This window comes from Thalassomonas actiniarum, assembly GCF_000948975.2.
In the GTDB taxonomy this organism is placed as follows: Bacteria; Pseudomonadota; Gammaproteobacteria; order Enterobacterales; family Alteromonadaceae; genus Thalassomonas; species Thalassomonas actiniarum.
The window spans coordinates 3,825,729-3,852,086 of the sequence record NZ_CP059735.1; the positions used below are offsets into that span (position 1 = coordinate 3,825,729).

The following is a 26,358-nucleotide window of genomic DNA, read 5'->3' on the forward strand; positions in this document are numbered from 1 at the left end:
GCGCTTATTTGCCCTTTTCAAGGGCAGCTAATGCCAGCCTTAGCAGCTGCACTGTCTCTTTTGAAGTTGTGTTACTGGCCGCCAGATAAAAATCATTATTGAGATCTTTTAATTCATAGAGATAGCGAAAATCTGAAGAGTCGCAGTCCAGCCTTTTACACATAAAATCCAGGTGTACGGGAGATGCGGCGATAATATCGATCCTTTGTTTTATCAGCATCTTCAGGGTAGTTTCTGTTTCGGGCAAAAAGACCATTTGCCGGGATAACGGATATTGGCTCAGGTGCTGATACACCACATCGTCACGTTTGACCCCTATACGATATTTATTTAAATCCGCCGGGCTATTGATCACGATATCACTGCGCTCTTGCAGGGCTATTAAAAAGGTCTTGGTCGAGAGCAGCACGCCTATCCACTGGAATAGCGATTCCCGCTCAGGCGTCCTGACAATAGAGTAAATCAGGGTGTCGGGTTTGGTTTGCGCTATCTTATAGGCTCTTGCCCAGGGCATCGCCAGGATCTGAGGAGATAACTCCAAGGCGGAAAACAAGGCTTTCACCTTTTGTGTAGCCAGGCCGGTTATCTGTTTATCTTCCTCAATGTACTGATAAGGCGGCAATATTTCTGTTACCACCTGCAATCGTGCCAAAGCTTCCTCAGTCGCCGAATAAACCAATAAGGGGACAACAGACAATAATAAGATAAAACTCCTTGTCATTATGCTGCTCTCCCGCTTCTGTTCAGGTTCTCAATAGCTGTGCGAATAAAACTTGCCGCCGGCAAACTGAGTTTGATAGATATCTTGGTATACCCAGGTAATTATTACAAGGATTGCTTATCTCCTGCCCCGGCTTTAACAGGATAAAGACGTGTTATTTTCTTTCAAAAGGGATGGATACCACGGCAACCGGACAGCACATGCCTTAACTCCTGAAAAAAGTAATACGATTGGCCGTCCGCAATTTACTTAACTTTACTTAATTTTTTAAAAATAGAGCTTTTTAACTAATTTCTGTAAAAATAGTACAAATTGCTATTGATTTTTCCGACAGAACTGGCAAAGTGAATTCAATGGACGGCTAGCTGTCCGTTGTTTTTTTGTCTGAAAACTTTCAACTTAAAAACCACTTTTAAACCCTGAGTGGCCAAAATCCGCAGTACCACTCAGTTTTTCTGCGGACCATGATTTCGATTAAATGATTGTATAAAGGAGTAACACTTCAATGTGTTCCATATTTTGTGTATTAGATATAAAGACTGATGCCGCGGCCCTTCGGCCCAAAGCATTAGAGTATTCTCGGTTACTTAGACATCGCGGACCCGACTGGTCCGGCATTTACAATAATGACAACGCAATTTTAGTTCACGAACGTCTTGCGATTGTTGATACCGAAAACGGCGCGCAACCTTTATACAATCGAAATCGAAATCACGTGCTGGCCGTTAATGGTGAAATCTACAATCACAAACAACTCGCTGAACTTCATACCGGCGATTATGAATTTCAAACCCGCTCTGACTGCGAAGTGATCCTGCCGCTGTATGAAAAATACGGCAGCGACTTTGTCGATCACCTTCAGGGCATGTTTGCCTTTGTCTTATACAATGAAAGCGACAACAGCTACCTGGTAGCCCGCGACCATATGGGCATTATCCCCTTATATACCGGTCATGACGAAGACGGTAACTTTTATGTCGCCTCAGAAATGAAAGCGTTGATGCCGATTTGTAAAACCGTCAGCGAATTCCCTCCGGGACATATCCTCGACAGTAAAGACGGCGAGCTGAAAAAATATTATATCCGCGACTGGCACGAGTATGGTGCGGTGGCCGATAACACTTCCAGCAAAGATGACTTACGCCATGCCCTGGAAGAGTCGGTAAAAAGCCATTTGATGACAGATGTGCCATACGGGGTGTTATTATCCGGCGGTTTGGACTCTTCCCTGGTATCGGCTATCACGCAGAAATTTGCCGCCCGCCGGGTTGAAGAAAACGACTTATCTGAGGCCTGGTGGCCAAAAGTGCATTCTTTTGCCGTTGGCCTTGAAGGTTCACCTGACCTGGAAGCGGCACAAAAGGTCGCCGACAGTATCGGTACCGTGCACCATACCATCCACTTTACCGAGCAGGAAGGTATCGACGCACTCAAAGAAGTGATTTATCACCTGGAAACCTATGATGTGACCACAGTGCGGGCTTCAACCCCTATGTACCTGATGGCGCGTAAAATCAAGGCCATGGGTATTAAAATGGTGCTATCCGGCGAAGGAGCCGATGAAATCTTCGGCGGTTACCTCTACTTCCATAAAGCGCCAAACGCACAGGAATTTCACGAGGAAACCAACCGCAAACTGAGCAAACTGCACATGTTTGACTGCCTGCGTGCCAACAAGGCCATGTCGGCCTGGGGCATAGAAGCCCGGGTGCCGTTTTTAGATAAGCACTTTATGGATGTTGCCATGCGCTTGAACCCGGCAGATAAAATGTGCGGCAGTGGCAAAATGGAAAAAGGTATTTTACGCTCTTCTTTTGAAGGTTACCTGCCAAAAGAAATCTTGTGGCGTCAAAAAGAGCAGTTCTCCGACGGTGTCGGCTACTCCTGGATTGACAGCCTGAAAGCATTTGTCGAAGCCCAGGTCAGCGATCAGCAAATGGAAAGTGCCGCCTTTAAGTTCCCGGTCAATACCCCGGATACCAAGGAAGCCTATTTCTATCGCAGCATTTTTGAAGAGCACTTCCCTGTGCCTTCGGCAGCAGAGTGTGTGCCCGGCGGCAAGTCGGTGGCCTGCAGCACGGCAGAAGCTTTAGCCTGGGATGAAAGTTTCAGCAAGATGGCGGATCCGTCAGGCCGTGCGGTACTGAGCGTACACAACGACAGCTACTAATCGCATACTTCCCGAATAAAAAAAGCCGGTTACTGAGAAGTAACCGGCTTTTTTATTTAGTCATCATAACTCGCTTGGTTATAAAGACTGGACGATATCTTTGATCAGCTCAGGTCCCTGGTAAATAAAACCGGTATAAACCTGCACCAATGACGCCCCTGCCCGGATTTTTTCAACAGCATCTGCGCCGCTGGCGATACCGCCAACGCCGATAATAGGTAATTTACCGTCAAGTACCTTGGCCAGCTGAGCGATAACTTCTGTGCTCTTCTCCTTAACCGGCGCGCCGCTTAAGCCTCCCTGCTCATTGCCATGCTCCAGGTGGCTGACCTGATCCCGGGCTAAAGTGGTATTGGTTGCTATCACGCCATCAATGTTATTTTTCATCAGGCTTTCGGCGATAGAAACAATTTCTTCTTCGGTTAAGTCCGGGGCAATTTTCACGGCAACGGGCACATATTTGCCATAGCGCTCCGCTAATATTTTTTGCTCATCTTTTAAAGATGACAACAATTCATCCAGCGCTTCACCATATTGCAACGAGCGCAGCCCCGGAGTATTCGGTGAAGAGATATTGATGGTGATATAACTGGCATGTTGATACACCTTACGCATACAGAAAAGATAATCGTCTTTGGCCTTTTCTTCCGGCGTATCTTTGTTCTTACCGATATTGATACCCAAAACGCCTTTAAAATCGGCCTTGCGCACCTGATCCACCAGGTAATCCACGCCTTTATTATTAAAACCCATGCGGTTAATAATGGCATTGGCCTGCTCAAGACGGAAAATTCTCGGCTTGTCATTACCCGGCTGTGGTCTCGGTGTTACTGTCCCTATTTCAACAAAGCCAAAGCCCATGGCGTCAAAGGCCCGGATACATTCACCGTTTTTATCCAGTCCAGCCGCCAGGCCTACAGGATTGGGAAACCTTAACCCCATCACCTCGACGGGTTTATCGGCCACCGCTTGCTTATAGAAATTATTTAACGGCGTCGCTCCGGTAGATTTCAGGCTTTTAATGGTAAGTTCATGAATGGTTTCGGGGTCAAATTTAAACAGTAACTTGCGGATTGCGGGATATAACATGGTGCTCCTTTAACAGCATAAATAAGTTGAACAGTTTTAGTGTAGCAATTCCTTTGCTACAAAATAAATCAAAGTCAGGGTATTGCCTGATATGAAATATTCCGGCCTGACTTTCGGCCGATATTTTTATAAAAAGTTTTACAACCTGCTTCTTCATCTCCATAACCGCAGGATAAATACATCCCTGTATCTCGTCACTCTTTCGCATCCTGCGATCGCGACATACCTACATCCCTGTAGGCAAAAAAAATCCCCGCAATGCGGGGATTTTTAGTTTTCTTTAATTAATGGTATCGCCGTGTAAACTCAATAACATCAGTTCACGCAGGGCAACTGAGAACTTGGCAAACTCATGGGTTTGGCTGGTTTTAAAATCAGCCAAAATGCTTTGCCAGCGCTCAAGCGGCTGTGCCCCTTGCTCAAACCACAAGTCCAGCATAGCACTTGAATCTTTGCCTTTTGTGTCGATATGCAGCACCACAGAAGTCAGTGAGCGTTGCTGCCAGTCCAGCTCTTCACGGAAAGATGCCCGGGCAAGTGCCTGCCAGTGGTTGGAAACCGGCTGACGGGTAATCTGATCCAGGAACCAGTGCAGCTGTAAGCGTGCGCCAAGTTTAAAGTAAAGCTCGGCAACAAACTCGATAGAGCGGCCGTCTGCTGCGGCAATTTCGGCAATATCCATAACCGAGAACAAGGTGCTTAACTGAGAAATACGCAAGGCAATTTTCTTCGGCACACCCGCCTGCACCAGGTCATTTTCAACCCGCTTCAGCTGAGCTACTTCATCGTCTATCATCATCTTATGCAGATTCTTCGTCATGTTCTCGAAGGTCGGCTGATAGAAAGCGATGGTTTGTGCAATATCCAAGGCCTTGTTTCTGTGGCGCAGGAACCAGCGTGTTGCCCGGCGCACTGTGCGGCGCAGTTGGAATAACATTTCAGTCTGCACTAAGGTAGAGATCTTGTTATCCAGGCTTTCAATCATTTCCCATGAAGCCGGCAGGTCAAAGACTTCACTGGCCATCACATAACAGTTGGCAATTTCAGCAACCGTGGCACCGGTTTCTTCGTGCATGCGGTTAATAAAATTAAAGCCCATATCGTTGCCGATTTTATTGGCAAGTTTAGTGGCGATGATCTCGGCGCGCAGCGGGTGATCTTGCATCTGCTCGCTGTATTTATCCTGAAGTAATTTCGGGAATGCCTGGATCAATAAGCGGTTATGATAGGCGTTTTCGGTGACTTCCGGACATACCAGCTGCTCTTTGAGCACCATTTTACTGTAGGCAAGCAATACCGACAGCTCAGGACGGGTAAACCCTTTGCCTTGTGCCAGACGCTCGGCAATTTCATCGTCGTTGGGGATAAACTCTAACGCACGATCTAATTTACCGGCTCTTTCAAGCTCATGAATAAAGCGGGTCTGCTCTTTTAACTGAGTCGCACCGCGCATCGCGGTAATAGACAGTGAATGAGTCTGACGGTAACAGTCTTCCAGTACGATTTCAGAAACATCGTCTGTCATATCAAACAATAACTGGTTACGCTGCTTAGTGGTTAAATCACCGCTTTGTACCAGGCCGTTAAGCAAGATTTTGATATTAACTTCGTTATCCGAGCAGTCAACACCACCGACGTTATCCACCGAGTCGGCATTTAAGCGGGTACCGTTGGCCGCCGCTTCAATACGTCCAAGCTGGGTTAAACCTAAGTTACCGCCTTCACCGACGATTTTCGCCTGCAGCTCACTGCCGTTAATACGGATGGCATCGTTGGCACGATCGCCCACTTCTAAATGGCTTTCCAATGAACCTTTAACATAGGTGCCGATGCCGCCGTTCCATAGCAGGTCCACCTGCATTTTCAGTAAGGCCTGCATCAGGTCGTTTGGCGCCATGCTTTGTTTTTGCGTGCCGATCATTTTCTTGATCTGCGGCGTTAACTTAATCGACTTGGCCGAGCGGCTGAAGATCCCGCCCCCTTCTGAAATAAGCTCTTTGTTGTAGTCTTCCCAGGTACAACCCGGCAGATTAAACAAGCGCTCACGTTCAACATAAGAAGTTGCCGCTACCGGTGTCGGGTCGATAAAGATATGCATATGGTTAAAGGCGGCTTGCAAGCGGATATGCTTGGAAAGCAACATACCGTTACCAAATACGTCCCCGGCCATATCACCTATGGCAACACAGGTAAAATCTGTGCTTTGACAGTCGATATCCATTTCACGGAAATGACGTTTAACCGACTCCCAGGCGCCTTTGGCCGTAATACCCATGCCTTTATGGTCATAACCGACACTGCCGCCGGACGCAAAGGCATCACCAAGCCAGAAGTTGTATTCTTCGGCAATACCGTTGGCGATATCCGAGAAGGTTGCCGTGCCTTTATCGGCGGCAACAACCAGGTAGGCATCGTCTTCATCGTGACGGACAACATTTTGCGGCGGGACTATGTCGCCGGCAACTATGTTATCAGTGATATCAAGCAAACCACGGATAAAGGTCTGGTAACATTTTTTACCCGCTTCAAAAATCTCAGCGCGGCTACCGCCGGCAGGCAGCTGTTTACAAACAAAGCCACCTTTGGCGCCCACAGGCACAATCACGGTATTTTTAACCTGCTGGGCTTTTACCAGGCCTAACACTTCGGTACGGAAATCTTCACGCCTGTCGGACCAGCGCAAACCACCGCGGGCAACCTTACCGCCACGTAAATGTACGCCTTCGACCTGAGGAGAATAAACGAAGATCTCAAATTCAGGCACCGGCTGAGGAATTTCAGAAATTTGCTCCGGCAAGATCTTAAAGGAAATATAAGACTTATCCTGTTTTTGCGCATCTTGCTGGAAGTAGTTGGTACGTATGGTGGCATGGATCATTTCGACAAAGCGGCGAATGATACGATCATCATCCAGGTTGGCAACATTATCTAAAGAAGACTCAATTTCTTCCGCCAGCTTGGTTTCCGCCTTGGCGCTTACTTTCGCTTTCGGATCAAAACGGTTGTTAAACAAGGTGATCAAAAGCTCTGCCAGGTTCGGGTAACGGGCAAAGGTATCTTCAATATAACTTTGACTGAAAGTACCGCCGATCTGGCGTTCGTATTTGGCAAAGGCACGTAAGATGGAGACTTCACGCCCGCCTAAACCGGCGCCTAAAATCAAGCGGTTAAAACCGTCATCTTCTAACGCACCGCTCCATACCCGGGCAAACGCATCCTGGAACAGGGACTGGACTTTTTGCAGGTCAAAACTGCGATCGCCGGTCAGCAACATTGAGAAGTCCAGGATCCAGCAGGTTTCCCCTTCAGAGGTGCGAACCGCATACGGGCTTTCACCGATAACACGCAAACCAAAATTTTCCAGCATAGGCAATACATCGGAAAGGTGCAGCGGCTCGCCTTTATGGAACAGTTTTAATTTAACATAGCGGCTGCCGGACTTTTCTTCCTGCGGCTGGTAAAACAACATTTCCAGGGCATTATCGGCTGATAAGGCTTCTAGCTTTTCAATATCGACAATGGCGGTGCCCGGCAGAACCTCATCTTTATAAGATTGCGGGAAGCTGACATATTTACGGCTTAATGCTTTACCTTTTGCTTCCCCTTTATGGGAGTTCAGGGCATCCGCCAGTTTATCGTCCCAGCTGCGGGCAGCTTCGTTTAGGTTCTTTTCAATTTCTTTCACATTAATATCTGCTTTAGTGTTTTTGACCCGGACTATGTAGTGGGTTCTTGCCTGTACCGATTCAGAGAAGTAGGTAGTAAATTCAACTTCCTGATCGCTGCCAAACGCTTTTTGCAGCAAGGCCTGAGTTTCTATACGTAACTTAGTGTTATAACGCTCGCGCGGCACATAAACCATACAGGAATAGAAACGGTTAAAGTCGTCACGGCGGATAAACAAGCCGGAATAATCACGCTCCTGCATTTGCAAAATACCCAAGACATTTTGCAGCAAGACATCGGTATTGGCTTGCAGGATTTCATCACGCGGGTAAGTTTCTAAGATATTAATCAAAGACTTGTAGGCATGTGTGCCTTCGGCAAAACCCGATGCCGCACAAACGGCGGTTACTTTGGACTTAATTAACGGTAAGTCCAGGGCGCTGTTGGTGTAATAAGCCGAGCCGAATAAACCGACAAAACGCTCTTCACCGACGACCTTACCTTTAGCATCAAAACGCTTGATACCGATATAGTCCAGGTGCGCCGGACGGTGCACCCGCGAGCGGGAGTTGGTTTTGGTTAAAATCAGTAAATTTTCGCCCAGGGCAATTTCACGGGCAGACTCGCTTAAGGTAGAAATCAAGCGCTGCTTAGTGCCGTTGGAGTTTTTCATCAAACCCAGGCTGGAGTCGACATTGGCTTCTAGGGCGGTATCCCCTTTGAGCTCAGTGACGTCATAAGAGCGGTAACCCATCAGGGTAAAATGATCCTGGGCAATCCAGTTTAAAAACTCCAGCGCATCTTCGCGCTCTTGCTTGGAGCAAGGTTGTTTGCCTTTTTTAAGTTCTGCGGTAACTTCTTTGAGGCGCTTAAGCATAGGTTGCCAGTCGGTCACCGTCAGGGAAATATCGCTCACCACTGAATGTAGTTCTACGGCAATATTATCGATAACATCCTGCTCGGTCTGGCGGTCAATTTCAATGAAAAATACTGTTTCGACAACGGCCGACTTCAACGATTTATTCGATGCCGGTGCCAGGGTAGTAATTTGATTCTTCTTATCGCGCACGACTTTCATCGGGCAATTAAGCATTAAATGCGGAGACACGCCCAGGCGATTTAGCGCAATACGCATGGAATCAACCAAAAATGGCATATCTTCGACGATAACTTCGATAATGGTGTGGCTGGATTTCCAACCGTGTTTTGAAACCTGGGGATTAAACACCTTAATCACAGGAGAGCCGGCTTCATGACCATTGAGTGAATTCCATAAACTTAATGTGGCGCCATACATATCACTGTCATTGCGATGGGCCAGATCAAGGTTTGAGATATTTCCATATAGGAGATCTGAAAACTGCTCTACTAGAGAAGAGGATTCTTCGGGGACTTTTTGCTGTATTAATTTCGCTACGTTGTTAAGTATTACTGAGGGTAAACCGTCTACTAACGCCATGCCGTTTTCCTTTTGGATAAAACGCTTAAAATAATTATTATGAAACTCGTCTATCAAGATAGACCATGGGTGCGATTTTATTAAGAAAGTTAGGCTATTGCGAGTGTTTTTTTAGGGCAGTACGAAGAAAGCGGTATCGGGGCTGTGCCGGGGGATAATAAATTTAATTGTTTATTCATCTGTAATAAATAGAAAATGGCCTTTCGGCCATTTTCTTGTTTATTTATGCAGGTAAGTGATTAAAAATTTTTTTTATCACTGCTGAAAAGTTACCACGGCATTTACATGCTCAACATCGATAACTTATCCGACCACCTGATGCTCTATTTCTGGCTTATCCTGCTTGGGCGCAGCCAGTTTTTTATTCGGCCACAAGAAAGTGGCAATAGCAGGCAGGACAATAACCGCCGCCAGCATATTCACCAGGAACATAAAGGTTAACAGTATGCCCATATCCACCTGGAATTTCAGATCTGAGAAGAACCAGGTAGAAACACCAATCGCCAGGGTAATACCGGTAATAAGCACCGCACTGCCCCGCTCTTTCAGCGCCTCAAGATAAGCCGTTTGAATATTGTCGCCGTTTTTAAGCTTGATGCTCATGGTGGAGAGAATATAGATACCGTAATCCACACCGATACCAACCCCTAAAGCGATCACCGGCAAGGTAGAAACCGTCAGGCCGATGTCCAGGGCCGTCATCAGTGCCTGTGCCAGTGTCGATACTATATACAAAGGCACCACCACAGAAATCGTTGCCCGAACGCTTCTAAAGCTGATCAGACACAATAAGATCACCGCACCATAAACATATAACATCATAGGAATTTGCGCCGCTTCCACCGCTTCATTGGTGGCCGCCATTACCCCGACCGGACCCGAGGCCAGCTTAAAGTTCAGCTCGTCATGGCCTAATTCACTTGATGCAAGCTTCACCGCATCCACGACGCGGTTAATGGTTTCAGCCTTATGATCTTCTAAAAACAAAATTACCGGCATCACGCTACAGTCGGTATTAAGTAAGCCGCTGTTGGTGGGCACCCGGGCAATAGATTGCACCAGGCTTTGCTGGTTGCGGGACAAGACACGCCATTTAGGATTACCTTCGTTATAACCGGCATTGACGATTTTTGCGATCGATGCCAGGCTGACCGCCGATTGCACCCCGGCGACATTTTCCATGCGCCACTGGAAGCGGTCAATCACATCGAGGTTTTTATGATAGGTACAGGCATCTGCCTTGGTTTCAACAATCACCGACATATAATCGACACTAATGGCGTATTTATCGGTGATCAAAAAGGTATCCTGGTTATAACGCGAACTTTCATGCAGTGCAGGAGCACCGGCATGCAGCTCACCGATTTTCATGTTTTGGGCATAATAATAACCAAAGGCATATAGAACCGCCGCGAGCAGCAAAATCACAGTCGCCGGCCCCCTGCTGGCAAATTTTGCCATCACAAACCAGATAGCTGGATTTTTGTTCTCGACTTGCTTGTTTGCCTGCTGACGTATTTTCAGGTAAGACACCAACAGCGGCAGTAAAATCAGGTTGGTCAGGATAATCATCGCCACACCAAGGGAGGCAGTGATCGCTAATTCGCGGATAATACCGATATCAATGGCCAGCAAAGTCATAAAACCGACGGTATCGGATAATAATGCCACACCACCGGGAATGAGTAATGCGCGGAAGCTGTTTTGCGCGGCATCCTTAGAGCTGTATCCCATGGCCACCTGTTTGACCACGGAATTGATCATTTGCACCCCGTGGCTGACCCCGATGGCAAAAACCAAAAACGGCACCAGAATCGACATCGGATCCAGACCAAAACCTAAGGTAGATAACATCCCCATTTGCCAAATCACGGCAATAAGCGAGCAGACAATAGGTAAGATAGTTAAGCTGACACTATGGCAGAAGAAATACACCATCACCGCGGTAATGGCGATAGCGATACCAAAGAAAGTTACCACCCCTTTGGCCCCTTCGGCAACATCGCCGACCATTTTAGCAAAACCGATGACATGGACACTGATATTGTCTTTTTCAAACTCCTGACGCACTTCCTGCTCAAGCTGCCCGGCAAATTTCAGGGTATCGAGTTTTTCACCCGTTTGCGGGTCGATTTCCATCAATGCCGATTTCACCATGGCGCAGCTGTAGTCATCGGCAACAATACGTCCGACGATACCCGCCTTTTCAATATTGGCTTTCACCACCGCCAGGCCAGCTTCAGTGGGCTGAAAGTCGGCAGGGATCACAGGGCCGCCGGCAAAACCGTCTTCGACCACCTCAACAAAACGCGTGCTGGGAGAGAACAGGGATTTTACCTGGATACGGTCAACCCCCGGAATAAAGAATAATTTGTCATGCACCCCTTTAAGGGCCGAGAAAAACTCCGGGTTAAAAATATCCCCCCGGGTATCACAAACAGAGATCAGGATATTGTTGGCGCCGCCGAAATCTTTCCTGTGTTTGAGGTAAGTTTTCATGTAGCTGTGATTTAGCGGGATATTCTTGGTAAATGCAGCATCAAGTTTTATTTGGGTCGCCTGGAACAATAAAAATACGGTGGCGGCAAGAAAAACACATAACACAGCTAAACGATGGCGAAAAATACCAACTTCTAAACGATTGAAAATAGTTATTTTACTCATGTCTCTACTTCATAATTGTGATTGTTTTGATACCTACGTCTGAGACCGCCACCAGCTTGCCTTTAAACCAGACACCGGCGATCAGGGCCTTACCGTCTGCCTGCGGCTTCAAGGTAAAGCTCACCCCGTCATCCCTACTTTCAAGCAAGACGCCGTTATTGCCGAGCAGTAAAATGCTTTCTTCTCCTGCCAGCACAATAGAATTAATCAAGGCGGTGGTGCCGGTATCAACATGCTGCCATGGCGTACCGTTTTTCAGGCTGCGAAAAACATTGCCCCTGAGCCCCGCCACTAAAAGATTGCCTTGTTGGGTGCGGGTTAAATCAAAAAATGACCCCTGGTAAATTTCATCAAAGGTTTGCCAGGAAACACCAAAGTCATTGCTTTTGGCAATCAGACCGATTTCACCCACTAGGTATAAGGTGCGGCCGTCCATAAAAATACGGTTAAAATGCGGCAGGATACTGGAGATTTCATCAAGGTAGGCTTCTTCATCTTCCTGCTTCAACTCTTCGATATAATCCGCATCATCCGGATGTAAAAATTCATCATGAAATTCAAAGGTCCAGCTTTTGCCGCCGTCATGGGTACGGTACAACTGGCCGTAGGCCCCGACCGCCAGGCCGTGATTTTCATCTCTAAAAACGATATCGAGCAGAGGTTTTTCCCGCTCCGGCAGATATTGCTGTACGTGCCAGCTTAAACCGCCGTCGTTACTATGCAAAATACTGGCATCATGACCCACCGCCCAACCTGACTGTTCGTTAACGAAATAAACGCTGGTCAGGGTCGATTGCACCGGCACCTGAGCTTGCTGCCAGTTATTGCCGTCAGTTGACGTTAAAATATGACCATGCTCACCCACGGCCACCAGTTTATCAGCGCCGGCACTGACGATATCGAGTAATAGCGACTGGCTGGCCAAAGGCGCCGGCTCTGAGGCGATAGGCGCAGCAGAAGCTTGGGATAAAAAGCTGCTAAGACAAAACAGGGAAAGGGCTAAAAAACGCTTCATGAAAATCCAGAATAAAAATAATAAACGATTAATAAAAAAGGTAAAAAAACGGTTGGCAGTTGCCAACCGTTTCCATCAGGCGCGATTTTAGCGGCGCCCTTCTCTTCTTAATGCCGCCGGTGTGAAGGATTTCTCTTTCATTTGGGCAGAGAAGTCATACATATTGGCTTCATTATCTAAGCCCATCGCGATATAACGACGAGATTGCAAGTCATGGAAGACTTCCAGTGTAGACCATTGAGTCGGAACTTCATAATAGTTGATACCATGGGCGACACCAACGCGGTAAAGTTCATCACGGTTATCATAGATATCCGTTACCGCAATTTGCCAGCTGTCTTCATCGATAAAGAAGACACGTTTTTTGTAGGTATGGCGGGTATTGGCTTTCAAGTCCGCTTCAACCACCCACACCCTGTGCTTTTCATAACGCACCAGATCAGGGTTGATATGACCGGCCTTTAACACGTCATCATATTTGATTTGGTCGCTGTGCAAGCGGTAGTCGTTATAAGGAATAAGCAATTCCTTTTTCCCTTTCAGGGTCCAGGTATAACGATCCGGCGCGCCGTTAAACATATCAAAGTCATCTGTGGTACGCAGGCCATCAGACGCTGTGCCCGGTGCATCATAAGCAACATTCGGCGCACGACGTACCCGGCGCTGACCTGTGTTATAAGTCCAGGCCTGGCGAGGCGTTTTGATCTGATCCATGGTTTCATGAACCAGCAAGGCGGTACCGGCTAAACGGGCAGGCTCGGTCACTTTTTGCTTAAACTTAAACAAGATATTGGTTTGCTCAAGCTGCTCCGGTGACGCATCTTTTACGCCATAAGGCACCAATAAACGGTCATCAAAGCCCATGTAGGTATAATCACCCGAAGCCGTTGGCGCCGCCTGTCCACCCTGACGGGTAATGGCTTCACCGCGGTAACGCAGGATATGGTTCCAGATGGCTTCTAAACCGTTGGCGGGGATCGGGAAAGGAATACCGACTGATGCCTGTTTGATACCGTTACCTTCCTGTACCAGCTCGGCGCGGGTGGCATTATCAAGCGTGGCCTTATATACATGCTCGGGATACGAGGCCGAGCGGCGTGTCTGATAGACATTCATTTTATAGCTATCAGGGTAAGTTTCAAATAACTTGATCTGTCCCGGTGTCAGCAAGTCTTTATACTGGCCAAGGTTTTTCGAAGTTACCGTATAAAGTACCTTATCCCCCGGATACGGGTCCGGGTGATGATCGCCGGGTTTAAAACCTGCCGGTGCAGATTTGATCCCGCCGTCCCAGGCAGGTATCGAACCGTCGGCATTGGCGCCGCGTTCAGCACCAAAAACCGTTAATTCTTTATTTAACTTTGCCGCCTGTTCCGGCGATATCTTGGCCAAGGCTGCGCCACTGGTAAAGGCAAGCGATACGGCTAATGATAAAAGGGAAATATTTTTCATTGTTGGATGCCCTTAAATAGAATATTTAACACTAAAAGAAACAAAATCACGATCTTCCATCTGATTGGTGGTGCCTACACCGTCAAAGAAGCTGTTGTAGCTGAAATCGGCTGACCAGCGGCTTTGATAGTCAAGCGTTACCCCAAGGGATACAGACTTGCGATCTTCGACAAACAGGAAGATAGGATCGGGTGTGATCCCCTGGACGTCATGGGAGAACACCATTTTCGGCGAGACATTAATCCCGGCAAAAACATCGTTATATTCGAGCTTAGTCACTACGCGGTAACCCCAGGCGAAATCATCCGGGAAAGGATTGGTTTCCACACCGCCCTGCAGGGCGTCATTAAGGCCCGGCGCAGTAGCAATAACACCACTTCGCCCAGTACCCGGGCCGTTCAAACGCAGCTCATCTTTATCCGGCATATCTTCGATGCTGATAGCGCCAACTTCCAATAAGGTCGTAAACTGGCTGGCACCTAGCGTAGGACCAAACAAATGAGCAAAAGTCATTTGCGCCTGTATGGTATCGGATAAAATAAAACCATTGGCCTGTACACCGGAGCCGTATGGATTACCTGTACTGTCTACCATCTGTGAAACATAGTTAGTATCGTCTCTAAGACCGGCATTATATAACTGCTGCGGCATAGCGGCGAATAACAATTCTACATCATCGATTTGCAGCGGCTCGTCCTGACGATAAGTGATCTCACCCGAGAAGGCAGTGGTGCCTAAGGTTGAGTTCCAGCTTAACGCATACATATTAATGTCTTCAGGGTAAGATAACAGCACTTGAGAGAAGGTATTTAAATCACTGTAGTTGTCTATCGTCACGGGACCGCTGGCGATGGTTGCCAGATCGGCGCCCATGGTTTCAGCCGAGAAGTCGGCAGTAACTCCGGAAAATAATGGCCGGCGGCTATGATAGTTAACATAATACAGACTTAATTCAGTATCGTTAAACTCAGGCAGATACCAGGATAAACGTAAACCGTACTGACCACCGTCTTCCGGCTTTATCTCCGCTTGTGAGCCCGGCGCCCGTAAGGTCACCTTAGTAGGATACTGGACATAAGCCGCTTGTGCTGCAGCCATCTGCTCAGGATCACCAGAGCGAAGCATATCGCCGATTTCATTTAAGCCTTCCAGCAAAGAATCCAGGTCTAAGTCAGGACGACCGCCAAAACCTAACTGGATATTGTTGTACTGACCGCCGTCGCCGGCAAAATCATTGGTGGAAAAATAACTGCCCGGTGCCGGCAAAATCGTTTTTTCCCACTCATACTGATAATACATTTCGATATTGAAATTTTCCGTTACCCCTAAAGACGCCCATAAGGCACCAAAAGGAATAAAGGCTTCTTTAAGCTCTGCGCCCGGCGCTTTTAAACGAGAAATATCTACCGGGTTTATTTCACTTAATCCGTGGGAGATTAACGCACTTTCACCCCAGCTTATCACCTGCTGGCCCAGACGTATGGATAACGGCATCTCACCTATTTCAAAATCACCATAAACAAAAGCATCGAGTAAGCGAACATCGCGGCAAAGTTGCTCACGGGCTTCCTTGTCACGACAGGGATCATTGGTATTGCCGTTGATGGGATTGTCCCAGGCACGACTTTCATCCATCATTTCAAAGTCATAAAAATACATGCCGCGCACGAACAGACCAAAATCCCCATTGCGGATGTCCAGTTCATGGCTGCCTTTGATCATTTTTGAAAAGGTTTCACCGGAGTCGTAATTAAGGTTACCGTTATCACCGTTATTGGAGTAGTTGCCTGATCCAAGCCAGATATCTCTTTGACTCAACCCGCCCGGCTCATTATTAAAGGCGGCATTGTAACTGCTAAAGTCAAAACCATTTTTCAGGTTATTTGATTTAGCGACATTGTCTGACCAATTCCTGTCTTCTACGCGCCAACTTGAGCCTGCCGTAAAGGTAGAGTCAAAACTGATATCAAAGTCGCCCAGTTGGAAATTAGCCGCGGATGCTTGACTCGCCGCGAAAGACATTAAAGCGGCGGTAATACTCAAAGCCAATGGCTTTTTATAAAACTTATCGCGCGGATGATGTTTCATTCATTCTCTCCCCAGTCCCGAAACAATTATTCTTAGTTGTTCTTACTTTTTATTTTTCTATCCCACTTTTGTGGATTAAACAATAATTGCATCATTTGCGTCATGAGGCAAGACCAAAACACATTTGTTAAGGCACTGTATTTTAATGACTTGCATTGAAATTAATCGGAAAGCTAAAACATCGTTTAAAACACCTGTTTAAAACAATATGGCTTTTGTGGGTTTCAGGACGATTAAGTGAAGGAATTAGCCGCTATTTCTGTTAAAACAGCGGCTGATATTATTTCAAAGATGGTCAGACCACCGTTTAAAGCATATACTCTAATTATCTTAATTTGCTTAAAGATAAAAACTTATTATTCTTGGTTTCCATACAGAAATAACCCCGAACCCCAGATCTGGTCAGGTATTTTCTGATATGCATGGCAGGAAACTGGATCCTTTGCCCCTGTGTGCTGGTGACTATCAGGGAGTGGATCTGCCCCTGGTAATAGGGCAGAAACTCCTCACTGGTCATATTAATGGAAAAATAATACTTCATGGTGTTAGTTTAATGCCGCATCCAATTTTTCCAGCAGATCTTTAGATAGTTGCGGCAAAGCACGCAGTACTTTAAGCTGCTCCAGCATCAGTTGCTGGCGCGAAAGATCATATTCCTTATACTGGATAAGCGGGGTGATCAAACGTGACGCCACCTGCGGATTAATTTCATTAAGCCTTTTTATTTGCTCTGCCAGGAACTGGTATCCCCGCCCGCTTTGACAATGAAAGTATTGCGGATTGGCGCTGACAAAGGCACCGATCAAAGCCCGCGCACGATTCGGGTTTTTAATACTGAATAACGGATGTTTAAGCAAGGCCGCCAGGCGTTCAAAGATATCGTCACTGTTTAAGCTGGCATTGATGGTAAACCATTTATCCACCACCAGGGGCGTGTCATGCCATTTGCTTTCAAAAGCAGACATCTGGCTGTCAAAGGCCGGTAAGTTGTTATATGCAGAAGCATTGAGCGCCGCTAAGGTATCTGTCATATTTGCGGCACTGCTCAGCTGAGCCGCAACCAGGGTATCGGCCCCGGGTAATACCGCCAGATAAGATAAACAGATATTTTTCAGTGCCCGATTACCGATAGCTTGTTGATGGCTGAGCGCTGTTTTTTCGGCACAGTTGTGATAGCAGGCGCTTAATGGCTCCTGCAAGCCCTTGGCTAAAAAACCTTTTAACGTTTTCAAAGCATTCACCAGGGCAAGCGGGTCTACCTGGTGGATTTGGTCCACGACCTCGCCAAACGCGGGTAAAGTCAATTGCTCGGCGGTAAAGGCCGGATCTGAATCTTTTTGTAAAATTTTACTGAAGATGGTGATCAGGCTCGCCGGCAGTGCATAACCCGGCTCCAACACCAGCTTATGCAGATAACGGCTTAAGAGTTTTTGTCCGGCATCCCAGCGGCAAAAGCCGTCGCTGGCTGCCAGCATTAACACTTCCAGCGCCAAGTCCGTTTGTTCAAAATCCACTTTCACCGGCGCAGAAAAGTCTTCCAGTAGAGCCACCACAGGTTTTGCCTGGTAATGCTCAAAGGTCCAGGTTTGCTCCGGAGCGGTTAATTCCAGCAACTGTTGCTGGCCAATGCCTGAGTCGGCATCAATGAGCTCCATTTTTACCGGAATATGCAGGCAACTCTGCGGTGAAGACAATTCACCCGCCTGGTTATGTTGGCTGATGGTCAGGTGATACAAGTTCGCCTCGGGATCGAAGCTTTCGCTAACTTTCAGGTGTGGCGTGCCACTTTGGCTGTACCAGCGCTTGAACTGAGTTAAATCAACCTTGGAGGCATCTGCCATGGCATTGACAAAATCATCGCAGGTAACGGCCATACCGTCAAAACGTTCAAAGTATAATGCCATGCCTTTGGCAAAGCCCTCTGCCCCGAGCAAGGTGTGGATCATGCGGATAACTTCTGAGCCTTTTTCATATACGGTTAAGGTATAGAAATTATTCATTTCCATGACCTTTTCCGGCCTGATGGGATGCGCCATAGGCCCGGCATCCTCGGCAAACTGTTGCGATCTCAGCACCCTGACATTCTGAATACGGCTCACCGTTTTAGAATTCATGTCTCCGCTAAACTGCTGATCGCGAAAAACCGTCAAACCTTCCTTTAAACTCAGCTGAAACCAGTCCCGGCAAGTCACGCGATTACCGGTCCAGTTATGGAAATATTCATGGGCGATCACAGCTTCAATATTATAATAATCCACGTCTGTGGCGCTTTCCGTGTCTGCCAGCACATATTTACTGTTAAAAACATTCAATCCTTTGTTTTCCATCGCCCCCATATTGAAGAAGTCGACCGCCACTATCATATAGATATCTAAATCGTAGGCCAGGGAAAAGGTTTCTTCGTCCCAGGCCATGGCATTTTTTAAAGAAGCCATGGCATGCTCGGCTTTTGCCAGGTTGCCTTTATCGACAAATATTTCCAGCGCCACTTCTCTGTTTTCTGAAGTTAGATAACTGTCCTGCAGCAAGTCAAAATCACCGGCCACCAGGGCAAACAAATAACAGGGCTTGGGAAAGGGATCATGCCACTGGACAAAATGTTTGCCGTTATCCAGCTCTCCCGAGGCAATTTTATTACCGTTTGAAAGTAAATATGGATACTTGATTTTATCGGCTATAACTTTGCTGGTAAAAACGGCCATCACATCCGGGCGGTCCAGATAATAGGTTATTCGCCTGAAACCTTCGGCTTCACACTGGGTGCAAAAAGCATCACCGGACTTAAAGAGCCCTTCCAGGGCAGTATTGTCCTGGGGGTTTATTTCCGTAACTATGGTTAATTGGAATTCATCTGCCCGTACCGGAATTTCCAATCCGGTAGCCGATAAATAATAATCGCTGGCAGATAACAGGCATTGGTCTATTTTTACCGACAGTAAAGTCAGGTGTTCGCCATCAAGCACAAGCGGCTCTTCACCACTGCCCTGGCGTTTCACCGACATCACACTGGTGACTTTCGTGGCGGTATCATCTAATTCAAACGTTAAATCGATAGTAGAAATAGTAAAAGCTGAAACTTGGTAATCTGCCAGATAACGTGGGGTAAATTCACTCATAAATAGGTCCCTGAATACGGCCAGTCAGTTGGCCTTGATGAATATTATTTTATAAATAAACAAGCTGAAAAACAAAAAACCTGCATAACACAGGTTTTTGAATAAATATTTACTTTAAAAAATTAGCTGCTTTTAACCAATTTTTTTATTTTAAATCCGATCATGCCATAAACAATCGCCAGCATCGGATTGATCAGGTTAAAGAAGCAATAGAAGATATATTCCAGAGGATTAACCATCAACACGCTGGACATATAGGCGCCACAGGTATTCCAGGGAATAAGCGGCGAAGTAATGGTGCCTGAGTCTTCCAAAGTACGGCTTAATACCACAGGATCCAGTCCCCGGCGCTGATATTCTTCTTTATACATACGCCCGGGCATCACAATCGCCATATATTGATCTGCGGTGATCAAGTTAGTACCGATACAGGTGGCAACCGTACTGGCAATCAGGCTGCCGGTTGATTTCGCGGCGGCAAGAATAGACTCCACCAGCTTACGCAACATGCCTAAATGCTCAAGCACAGCACCAAAACTTAACGCACACATGATCAGCCAGATGGTCGTTAACATACTTGACATACCACCACCGCTTAACAGCTTGTTCAGCTCGGCATCGCCGGTTTCGATTGCTACGCCGTCGAAAAAGGCGGTCCATACCACCATAAGATTACCGGCAAACGCCTCACTGCCTTCGCTTGCCAGGCGCATGATCAAGTCCTGCTGGAACAATACCGCCCATACTCCCCCTAACAGCGCGCCGATAGAAACCGCGGGAAAAGCCGGTACTTTTTTAATCGCCATCGCTAACAGTACAACTAAGGGAATAAGGTTAAAAATACTGAGGTTAAACTGCTGTGCCAGCTGGCTATTCATCATATCGATGGCATTGGTATCCGCGCTGGAGGTTTCAGAAAAACCCAGTATCAGGAAAATCACGATTGCCGTTGAGATCGAAGGCACCGTAGTCCATAACATATAGCGGATATGGGCGAATAACTCGCTGCCGGCAACAGCCGGGGCCAGGTTGGTAGTTTCAGACAGTGGAGAGATTTTATCGCCAAAATATGCCCCGGAAATGACCGCACCCGCGGTAATGGCCGGCGATAACCCCAGGCCCTGTGCTATGCCGAGCAAGGCAACACCTATGGTAGCCGCCGTCGTCCAGGAGCTGCCGATACTCATGGCTACTATGCCACAAATAATACAGGCGGCGGCATAAAACCAGCTGGGATCCAAAATTTTCAAACCATAGTAGATCATGGTCGGTACAGTGCCGGATAATAACCAGGTACCGATTAATGCGCCTACGGAAAGTAAAATCAGCACAGCCCCCAGGGATAATGAAATACCGTTAACCACGGCTTTCTCCATTTCACGCCAGCTATGGCCATTCTTTAATCCTATGACCATCGCCAGGCCCATACTGATCAATAAGGCAATCTGATTGGGACCATAAGATGAATTATCACCAAAGTAACCTACTGCAGTGGCTAGCATGGCCACCAGGGCTAATACCGGGATAAAGGTATCGACCATACTGGGAGATTTTTTCAAAGGAGTGTCTGTCATGGTTATATTGAAACCTTCTTATACTTAATTATTATTGAAGTCATACCAAGCACACATAAGGAAACACTCTGTCAATAAGCCTTTTCTTGTATATGTTGGCATCAAAGCCTGCTTAACATGCCTAGTCTCTTTAAAGAGTGCAAGTGCTTTCTTTATTATTTACTTCGCAGCTATGGTGGTTAAGGCAAGGTTTGGTAAATAACTATTCTTATTTTATGGATATTTCTTATGGTGCAGATAAACAAAAGCCGCCATGGCCGGCGGCTTCATACGCTATTACGCCCGTTATTTTTTAGCAACTTTCCCCAGGGAAACCAGATCAAAAGTGATTTTGGCGGTTTCATCTAAAAAGGGATCTAACTCATCAAGTTCATCAGGCAAATCGTCTAAAGATTTCACTTGTTCCATCTTCATCGCCACTAACCTTTCGTTGGTACGTGCCAGTTGCTTCACCTTGCGCTCTTCCCTTTTCGCTTTACGCTTGGCCAAATTCAACGAGATAGTCTTATCGTCTTTTTCTGCCTGATAGACCACAATATCATCTAACAAATAGTTAAACTCTTTATTGCTTTTGATCCGCTCTTTATGCAGGGAATTTAAATAAGCCAGATCCGAGCTAAGATCATTGAGCTTAGTATACTTGGCCTGAGCAATTTGATCCCAGGGCAGTGCATTTTCTTCCCGGCTTTCTCCCCAATCCTCAGGGTCAACCGCCGACGGATATTCAATATCGGGCAATACCCCCCGGTGCTGGGTGCTGCCGCCATTGATACGGTAAAACTTGGCGATAGTAAACTGAATGCTGCCAAAAGGCTTCTCATAGAGATCGTAAACCCGGCCCAACCCTCTGTGCTGCTGAACGGTGCCTTTACCAAAGGTATGTTCACCGACAATAACACCGCGGCTGTAATCCTGAATAGCTGCAGAAAAAATTTCGGAGGCCGATGCACTGTAACGGTCCACCATTACGGTTAACGGCCCGTCATAATAGCTATAACCGTCTTTATCGCTGTTTACCGATACCCGGTTGGCGCCGTCCCTTACCTGGACCACAGGGCCTTTATCAATAAAAAGACCGGTAAGCAAAGTCGCTTCGGTTAATGAACCACCGCCGTTGCCACGCAGATCGACGATAATGCCTTCAACCTGCTGGGCTTTTAGTGAATCCAGCTCTTTTTTAACATCGCGGGAAAGATTATTGTAAAAACTCGGGATAGTGATCACCCCCAGTTTTTTACTGTCTACATCGCCGGCTTTTTCGTAATAAACTTCGGACTTGGCTGCCCTGTCTTCGAGTTTAATGGTATCGCGGATAATAGAAACAATTTTGGTACTGGCATCGTCATCCGATTCTCCGGGTAATACCTGCAAACGAACTTTACTGCCTTTAGGTCCCTTGATCAGTTCAACCACATCATCAAGACGCCAGCCGATGACATCGACAAATTCTTTATTATCCTGGGAAACCCCTACAATACGATCTTTTGGTTTTAATTCATTAGACTTATCGGCAGGGCCACCGGAAACAACACTTTGTATCACGGTATAATCTTCTTCAGCCCTAAGCACCGCCCCTATACCTTCAAGGGATAAGTTCATTTCCATCTGGAAACGTTCGGCATTACGGGGAGAAAGATAAGAAGTATGAGGCTCAACGACCCGGGCAAAACTGTTCATCACAATTTGAAAAACATCTTCACTTTCGCTTTGCTTCAAACGCTTAATGGCGTATTTATAACGTTTAGATAAAATTTCCTGAATTTTTGGCCATTCCTTACCCGCCAGGGTCAGGTTCAGGGCATCGTATTTTACCTTTAACCGCCACAATTGATTTAATTCGGCTTCAGATACCGGCCAGGGCGCCTCTTCCCGGTCAAAGCTGTAAACTTCGTCCTTAGTGAAATCAAACGGCTTTTCCAGCTGAGTTAATGCATATTCATAACGCTCTAACCGGCGCTGCATATTGAGGTTATAAATATCATAGGCAACATCAAGTTGCCCGCGGGTGATCATAGTATCAAAATCATGCCGGTTCTTTTCAAACCCGGCTATATCAGAGGCTATAAAGACATTACGGGCATAATCGAGTTGCTTGATATAACGATCAAAAATCTGCTCGGATAAAGTATCGTTTATTTCAACAGGTTTATAATGGGCACGCGTAAATTGCGCCGTTATCCGCTTGGTAGCTGTTGCATGTTGACTTTCTGGTGCGAGAACGGGAAGTGAGTCAGCCTGGTTCTTGCTATCAAAAGCAAATAAATGCATGCTTGTTAATGACAAGGATACGGCAAGTGCGATACGACAAAATTTTTGCATGCCTGTTACTCCATATTATTCAGAATATATATTTTGGATTTGTGTTTTAACGACCATTCCTGAACCGAGTTGTACACTGATGTCATTACCTGCAATTTCGGTGATTGTCGCATCCATCGGCGCATTACCTAATTGCACTTTTACATTCTTACCTACACTAATAGTAGCCGATTCTACCGGTTTCAGCGTAACCTTTTCTTTTTTTACAGGTTCACGTTTAGTCGCTTTCACCGCTTTAAATTTAGCCTTATGCTTTTCAGACGCAGACTCCTTCGCAGCAGGCTTATTTCCTTTATAAGGTTTTTTACCTTCTTTGTCTTTACGGTTTTTGTTACCAAATTTTTCCTGGCTTTCTTTTAAGGTTTTGCTGGCATAATCTGCCTGAGCCTGATCGATTTCTTCAGCATGATTCCCCTCTAAGTCAATACGAAAACTGCCTTTTTTAATCGACTTCAGGTAACGCCAGCTGCTGGTGTAATGACGAAGCGCCTGGCGAAGACGGGTTTTACTGACAGTTTCGTCATCAGCCAGCTTTTGTGCCAATTCCTGAAAAATGCCAATTTTTAATGGTTTCGCAGCCCCTTCGACAGAAAAACACGCGGGAAATTTTTCTGCTAAATAGGCAATTAATTCTTTACTGCTAGTACGTTTAGTTTCCATAAATACAATTTAACTCAAAATAAAAATTTAATCCTGAAGATACTGATCCCGGTTTTCCAAAACATGTTGGCACCAGTCATAAATATCATCCGTTTCTAAATCCGGCAGTTCTTCCTGCCCGATCCAAGTATCCCATACCCGCTCTAACAGCTGAGTAAGTACATTAGGTTCTATATCTTCTTCGGCACATGCATAAAGGGTATGATAAATTTCATTTAACCTTTCTGCTACCTGCTCTTCATTTCCTTCCCAGTCTCCGACAACCGCTTCTGAGACCAGGAAATCGTGAATAACAACAAATTCTTTCATCGTTATACCAGACTCGATTCAAAAGTCTGCACTAAGGCTTCTAAGCCTGCTTGATCATCAGCATCAAAACGCTCAAATCGGGTACTGTCAATATCTAATACAGCCACCACTTTACCTTCTTTTCTCACCGGCAGTACTATTTCAGCATTACTGGCGGCGTCACAGGCAATATGACCTGAAAATTGGTGAACATCGGCAATACGCTGAACCTCTCCGGTTTTAGCAGCAGTACCACAAACACCTGCTCCTAAGGGTATTCTAATACAAGCGACCTTACCTTGGAATGGTCCCAGCACTAATTCTTCATCGAAACAACGATAAAAACCAACCCAATTCACCTCATCCAGGGCATCAAACAATAAAGCAGAGATATTGGCCATATTGGCAATGCTGTCGGTTTCTCCGGCAATAATAGCACTCACTTGTGCGTTGAGCGTTTGATAAAAGTCAGCTTTACTCATCTATAAAACCCCATCAGAGTCAAAAAGCGCATAACATACCCTGTTCATGCCATAAATTAAAGCATTATCCGGTACTAGAACAGAATAAATTAAGGAATTATTCTAAAAGAGACAATAACCCGCGCCCGGATCTCTTGCCCGGGATGATCCGAAGCCGCACTCCCTTTCAATAAAGGATGTCCCTGCCCGCGTATACTGTCCGGTAATATAACTTCCTTGAGTGAAAACAAAGCTCCCAGTTTAGTACCGGTTTGCCGGGCCAGATGCCCGGCCTTGGTTTTGGCATTAACCACGGCTTTGTCTAAAGCTTGTTGATAATACTGGTGGTATTCATCTGGATTTATCGGGCTGGGAAAAAAATGCTTGATACCGTGACTCAAGGCTCTTTGCAAAAACTGCTGATAAAGACCGTGATCAGAAAAATTGATGCTCAGTTCCCGGGACAACTCAAATTTCTCAAGTCCGCTGTTCTTACTGCCCGCAGCCGCAGATACAAAAACCTGAGCCTCTTGTCCCTGGTATAAGGTGTGCGGTACTTCGAGTGCCTGAACCTGTACCGCATCTTCTTTATATATCGGCCGGATATTAAGCTGCTGCCAGTGAATATTTGCCTCTGCTATCTCTAAACCGGCTGCTATTTGCTTTATTTGTCTGCTCTGTTGCTCTATAAGCATTTTTGCTTTACTGATATGGCGGCTTTCCTCTTTGAGCACCAGATTCATTTTCATCCGGTCAGAATTTGGGGCTATTACGCCATCACCGATGACTTCAATAATATTTTCTCTTTGAAACTCGCGCTCGTGCTCTTCAGCCCAGGATGGTAAGAGTATTAAACAGCAGGCAGACAATATCAGGAGTCTCATTATTTTGCTTCTCCCCGTGCTGCCGAGTCTATTTGCTCCTCTAACAGCAGATACTGCATAAATTGTCTTTTCTGCTTTTCACTGGCAAGCTGCCACCAGCGCTTAAGGTGTATCAAGGCATTTTCCCCCTGCCCTGTTACCGGCTTTACCGGGTCTTTGCCACGAGATTTAAATACCGGATGATCAACCATAAGTCCCGCTTTATATTTCATTAAATCTTGAATAAATACGGGATGTTCGCGGTTTAACGTATCATGGAGAGTGACATTAAATCTATCGGCAAAATCCCGGGCCTGCTCTTCATCTGCAATCTTGGGCAGCTTAAGGGTCAGTTCATCCTGCTCACCGACAGTAAAAATGACCACATATGGCTCAGATGTTATCTTGGTATGATCATCATCTTCATAGTTTTCAAAAATATCTTTATATTCCAACACCAGCAACTGCTGTCCCGGTGTTAGGGAGATATCGCTGTCAGAGGCAAAAAATGAATTTTGGTAAGGCTGGCCGTTAATACTGACAACAGTGATTTCTTTGGGTAATGACAAATTACCAGCCAAAACAGTCCCAGAAAAAAACAATAAAAATAAAAAACTTAGGCGCAAAACAATTTCCCTGATTGCTCAATAACAGATAGTTATGGTGTTATAAACCTTTCACCCTAAACTGTAAACCCATTCCCGCCGGCTAAGAAAAATATTTTCCCCATTTCAGGAAAGTTTAAGCGCTTGC

At 46.2% G+C, this 26,358-nt stretch carries 17 protein-coding genes; 1 reads left to right on the forward strand and 16 read right to left on the reverse strand.

Annotated elements, in window-relative coordinates; genetic code table 11:
- Positions 1–4: 4 nt before the first annotated feature.
- Complete coding sequence (locus tag SG35_RS16675; protein ID WP_084692566.1) at positions 5–721, reverse strand: substrate-binding periplasmic protein; 717 nt, start codon at positions 719–721, stop codon at positions 5–7.
- A 505-nt stretch (positions 722–1,226) separates the two neighbouring features.
- On the opposite strand from SG35_RS16675, the gene asnB reads away from it, so the two are divergent.
- Positions 1,227–2,891 (forward strand): asparagine synthase B, encoded by a 1,665-nt coding sequence (asnB, locus tag SG35_RS16680; RefSeq protein WP_044831615.1) that lies wholly within the window; start codon positions 1,227–1,229, stop codon positions 2,889–2,891.
- Positions 2,892–2,969: 78 nt separating this feature from the next.
- On the opposite strand, the gene pyrD is transcribed toward asnB, so the two are convergent.
- The 15 genes from pyrD to SG35_RS16755 form a co-directional block, all read right to left on the reverse strand.
- The gene (pyrD, locus tag SG35_RS16685) at positions 2,970–3,980 is read right to left on the reverse strand and encodes a quinone-dependent dihydroorotate dehydrogenase (protein WP_044831616.1); all 1,011 of its coding nucleotides are present in this window, start codon (positions 3,978–3,980) and stop codon (positions 2,970–2,972) included.
- A gap of 280 nt (positions 3,981–4,260) precedes the next feature.
- Positions 4,261–9,105 (reverse strand): NAD-glutamate dehydrogenase, encoded by a 4,845-nt coding sequence (locus SG35_RS16690; protein ID WP_044831618.1) that lies wholly within the window; start codon positions 9,103–9,105, stop codon positions 4,261–4,263.
- A gap of 303 nt (positions 9,106–9,408) precedes the next feature.
- The gene (locus tag SG35_RS16695; protein WP_044831619.1) at positions 9,409–11,769 is read right to left on the reverse strand and encodes an efflux RND transporter permease subunit; all 2,361 of its coding nucleotides are present in this window, start codon (positions 11,767–11,769) and stop codon (positions 9,409–9,411) included.
- Positions 11,770–11,773: 4 nt separating this feature from the next.
- Positions 11,774–12,784, reverse strand: a complete 1,011-nt coding sequence (locus tag SG35_RS16700) for a WD40/YVTN/BNR-like repeat-containing protein (protein ID WP_044831763.1) — start codon at positions 12,782–12,784, stop codon at positions 11,774–11,776.
- 87 nt (positions 12,785–12,871) lie between these two features.
- Complete coding sequence (locus SG35_RS16705; RefSeq protein WP_044831620.1) at positions 12,872–14,236, reverse strand: DUF1329 domain-containing protein; 1,365 nt, start codon at positions 14,234–14,236, stop codon at positions 12,872–12,874.
- Between the two features lie 12 nt (positions 14,237–14,248).
- Positions 14,249–16,324: a DUF1302 domain-containing protein gene (locus tag SG35_RS16710; RefSeq protein ID WP_044831621.1), complete on the reverse strand. Its 2,076-nt coding sequence runs from the start codon at positions 16,322–16,324 to the stop codon at positions 14,249–14,251.
- Positions 16,325–16,649: 325 nt separating this feature from the next.
- The gene (locus SG35_RS16715; protein WP_044831622.1) at positions 16,650–16,865 is read right to left on the reverse strand and encodes a DUF2835 domain-containing protein; all 216 of its coding nucleotides are present in this window, start codon (positions 16,863–16,865) and stop codon (positions 16,650–16,652) included.
- 4 nt (positions 16,866–16,869) lie between these two features.
- The gene (gene pepN, locus SG35_RS16720) at positions 16,870–19,440 is read right to left on the reverse strand and encodes an aminopeptidase N (RefSeq protein ID WP_044831623.1); all 2,571 of its coding nucleotides are present in this window, start codon (positions 19,438–19,440) and stop codon (positions 16,870–16,872) included.
- Positions 19,441–19,562: 122 nt separating this feature from the next.
- Positions 19,563–21,014 (reverse strand): Na+/H+ antiporter NhaC, encoded by a 1,452-nt coding sequence (nhaC, locus tag SG35_RS16725; protein ID WP_044831624.1) that lies wholly within the window; start codon positions 21,012–21,014, stop codon positions 19,563–19,565.
- Between the two features lie 285 nt (positions 21,015–21,299).
- On the reverse strand, positions 21,300–23,333 hold the full coding sequence (gene prc, locus SG35_RS16730; RefSeq protein WP_044831625.1) for a carboxy terminal-processing peptidase: 2,034 nt from the start codon (positions 23,331–23,333) through the stop codon (positions 21,300–21,302).
- A gap of 15 nt (positions 23,334–23,348) precedes the next feature.
- Positions 23,349–23,993, reverse strand: coding sequence for an RNA chaperone ProQ (proQ, locus tag SG35_RS16735; protein ID WP_044831626.1), 645 nt, complete (start codon positions 23,991–23,993; stop codon positions 23,349–23,351).
- Between the two features lie 27 nt (positions 23,994–24,020).
- Positions 24,021–24,302: a hypothetical protein gene (locus SG35_RS16740; RefSeq protein WP_044831627.1), complete on the reverse strand. Its 282-nt coding sequence runs from the start codon at positions 24,300–24,302 to the stop codon at positions 24,021–24,023.
- Positions 24,303–24,304: 2 nt separating this feature from the next.
- The gene (locus SG35_RS16745; RefSeq protein WP_044831628.1) at positions 24,305–24,763 is read right to left on the reverse strand and encodes a GAF domain-containing protein; all 459 of its coding nucleotides are present in this window, start codon (positions 24,761–24,763) and stop codon (positions 24,305–24,307) included.
- An 89-nt stretch (positions 24,764–24,852) separates the two neighbouring features.
- Positions 24,853–25,626 (reverse strand): SIMPL domain-containing protein, encoded by a 774-nt coding sequence (locus SG35_RS16750; protein ID WP_044831629.1) that lies wholly within the window; start codon positions 25,624–25,626, stop codon positions 24,853–24,855.
- On the reverse strand, positions 25,626–26,174 hold the full coding sequence (locus SG35_RS16755) for a DUF2057 family protein (protein ID WP_274055095.1): 549 nt from the start codon (positions 26,172–26,174) through the stop codon (positions 25,626–25,628). The genes SG35_RS16750 and SG35_RS16755 overlap by 1 nt, the downstream gene beginning before the upstream one ends.
- Positions 26,175–26,358: the final 184 nt, after the last annotated feature.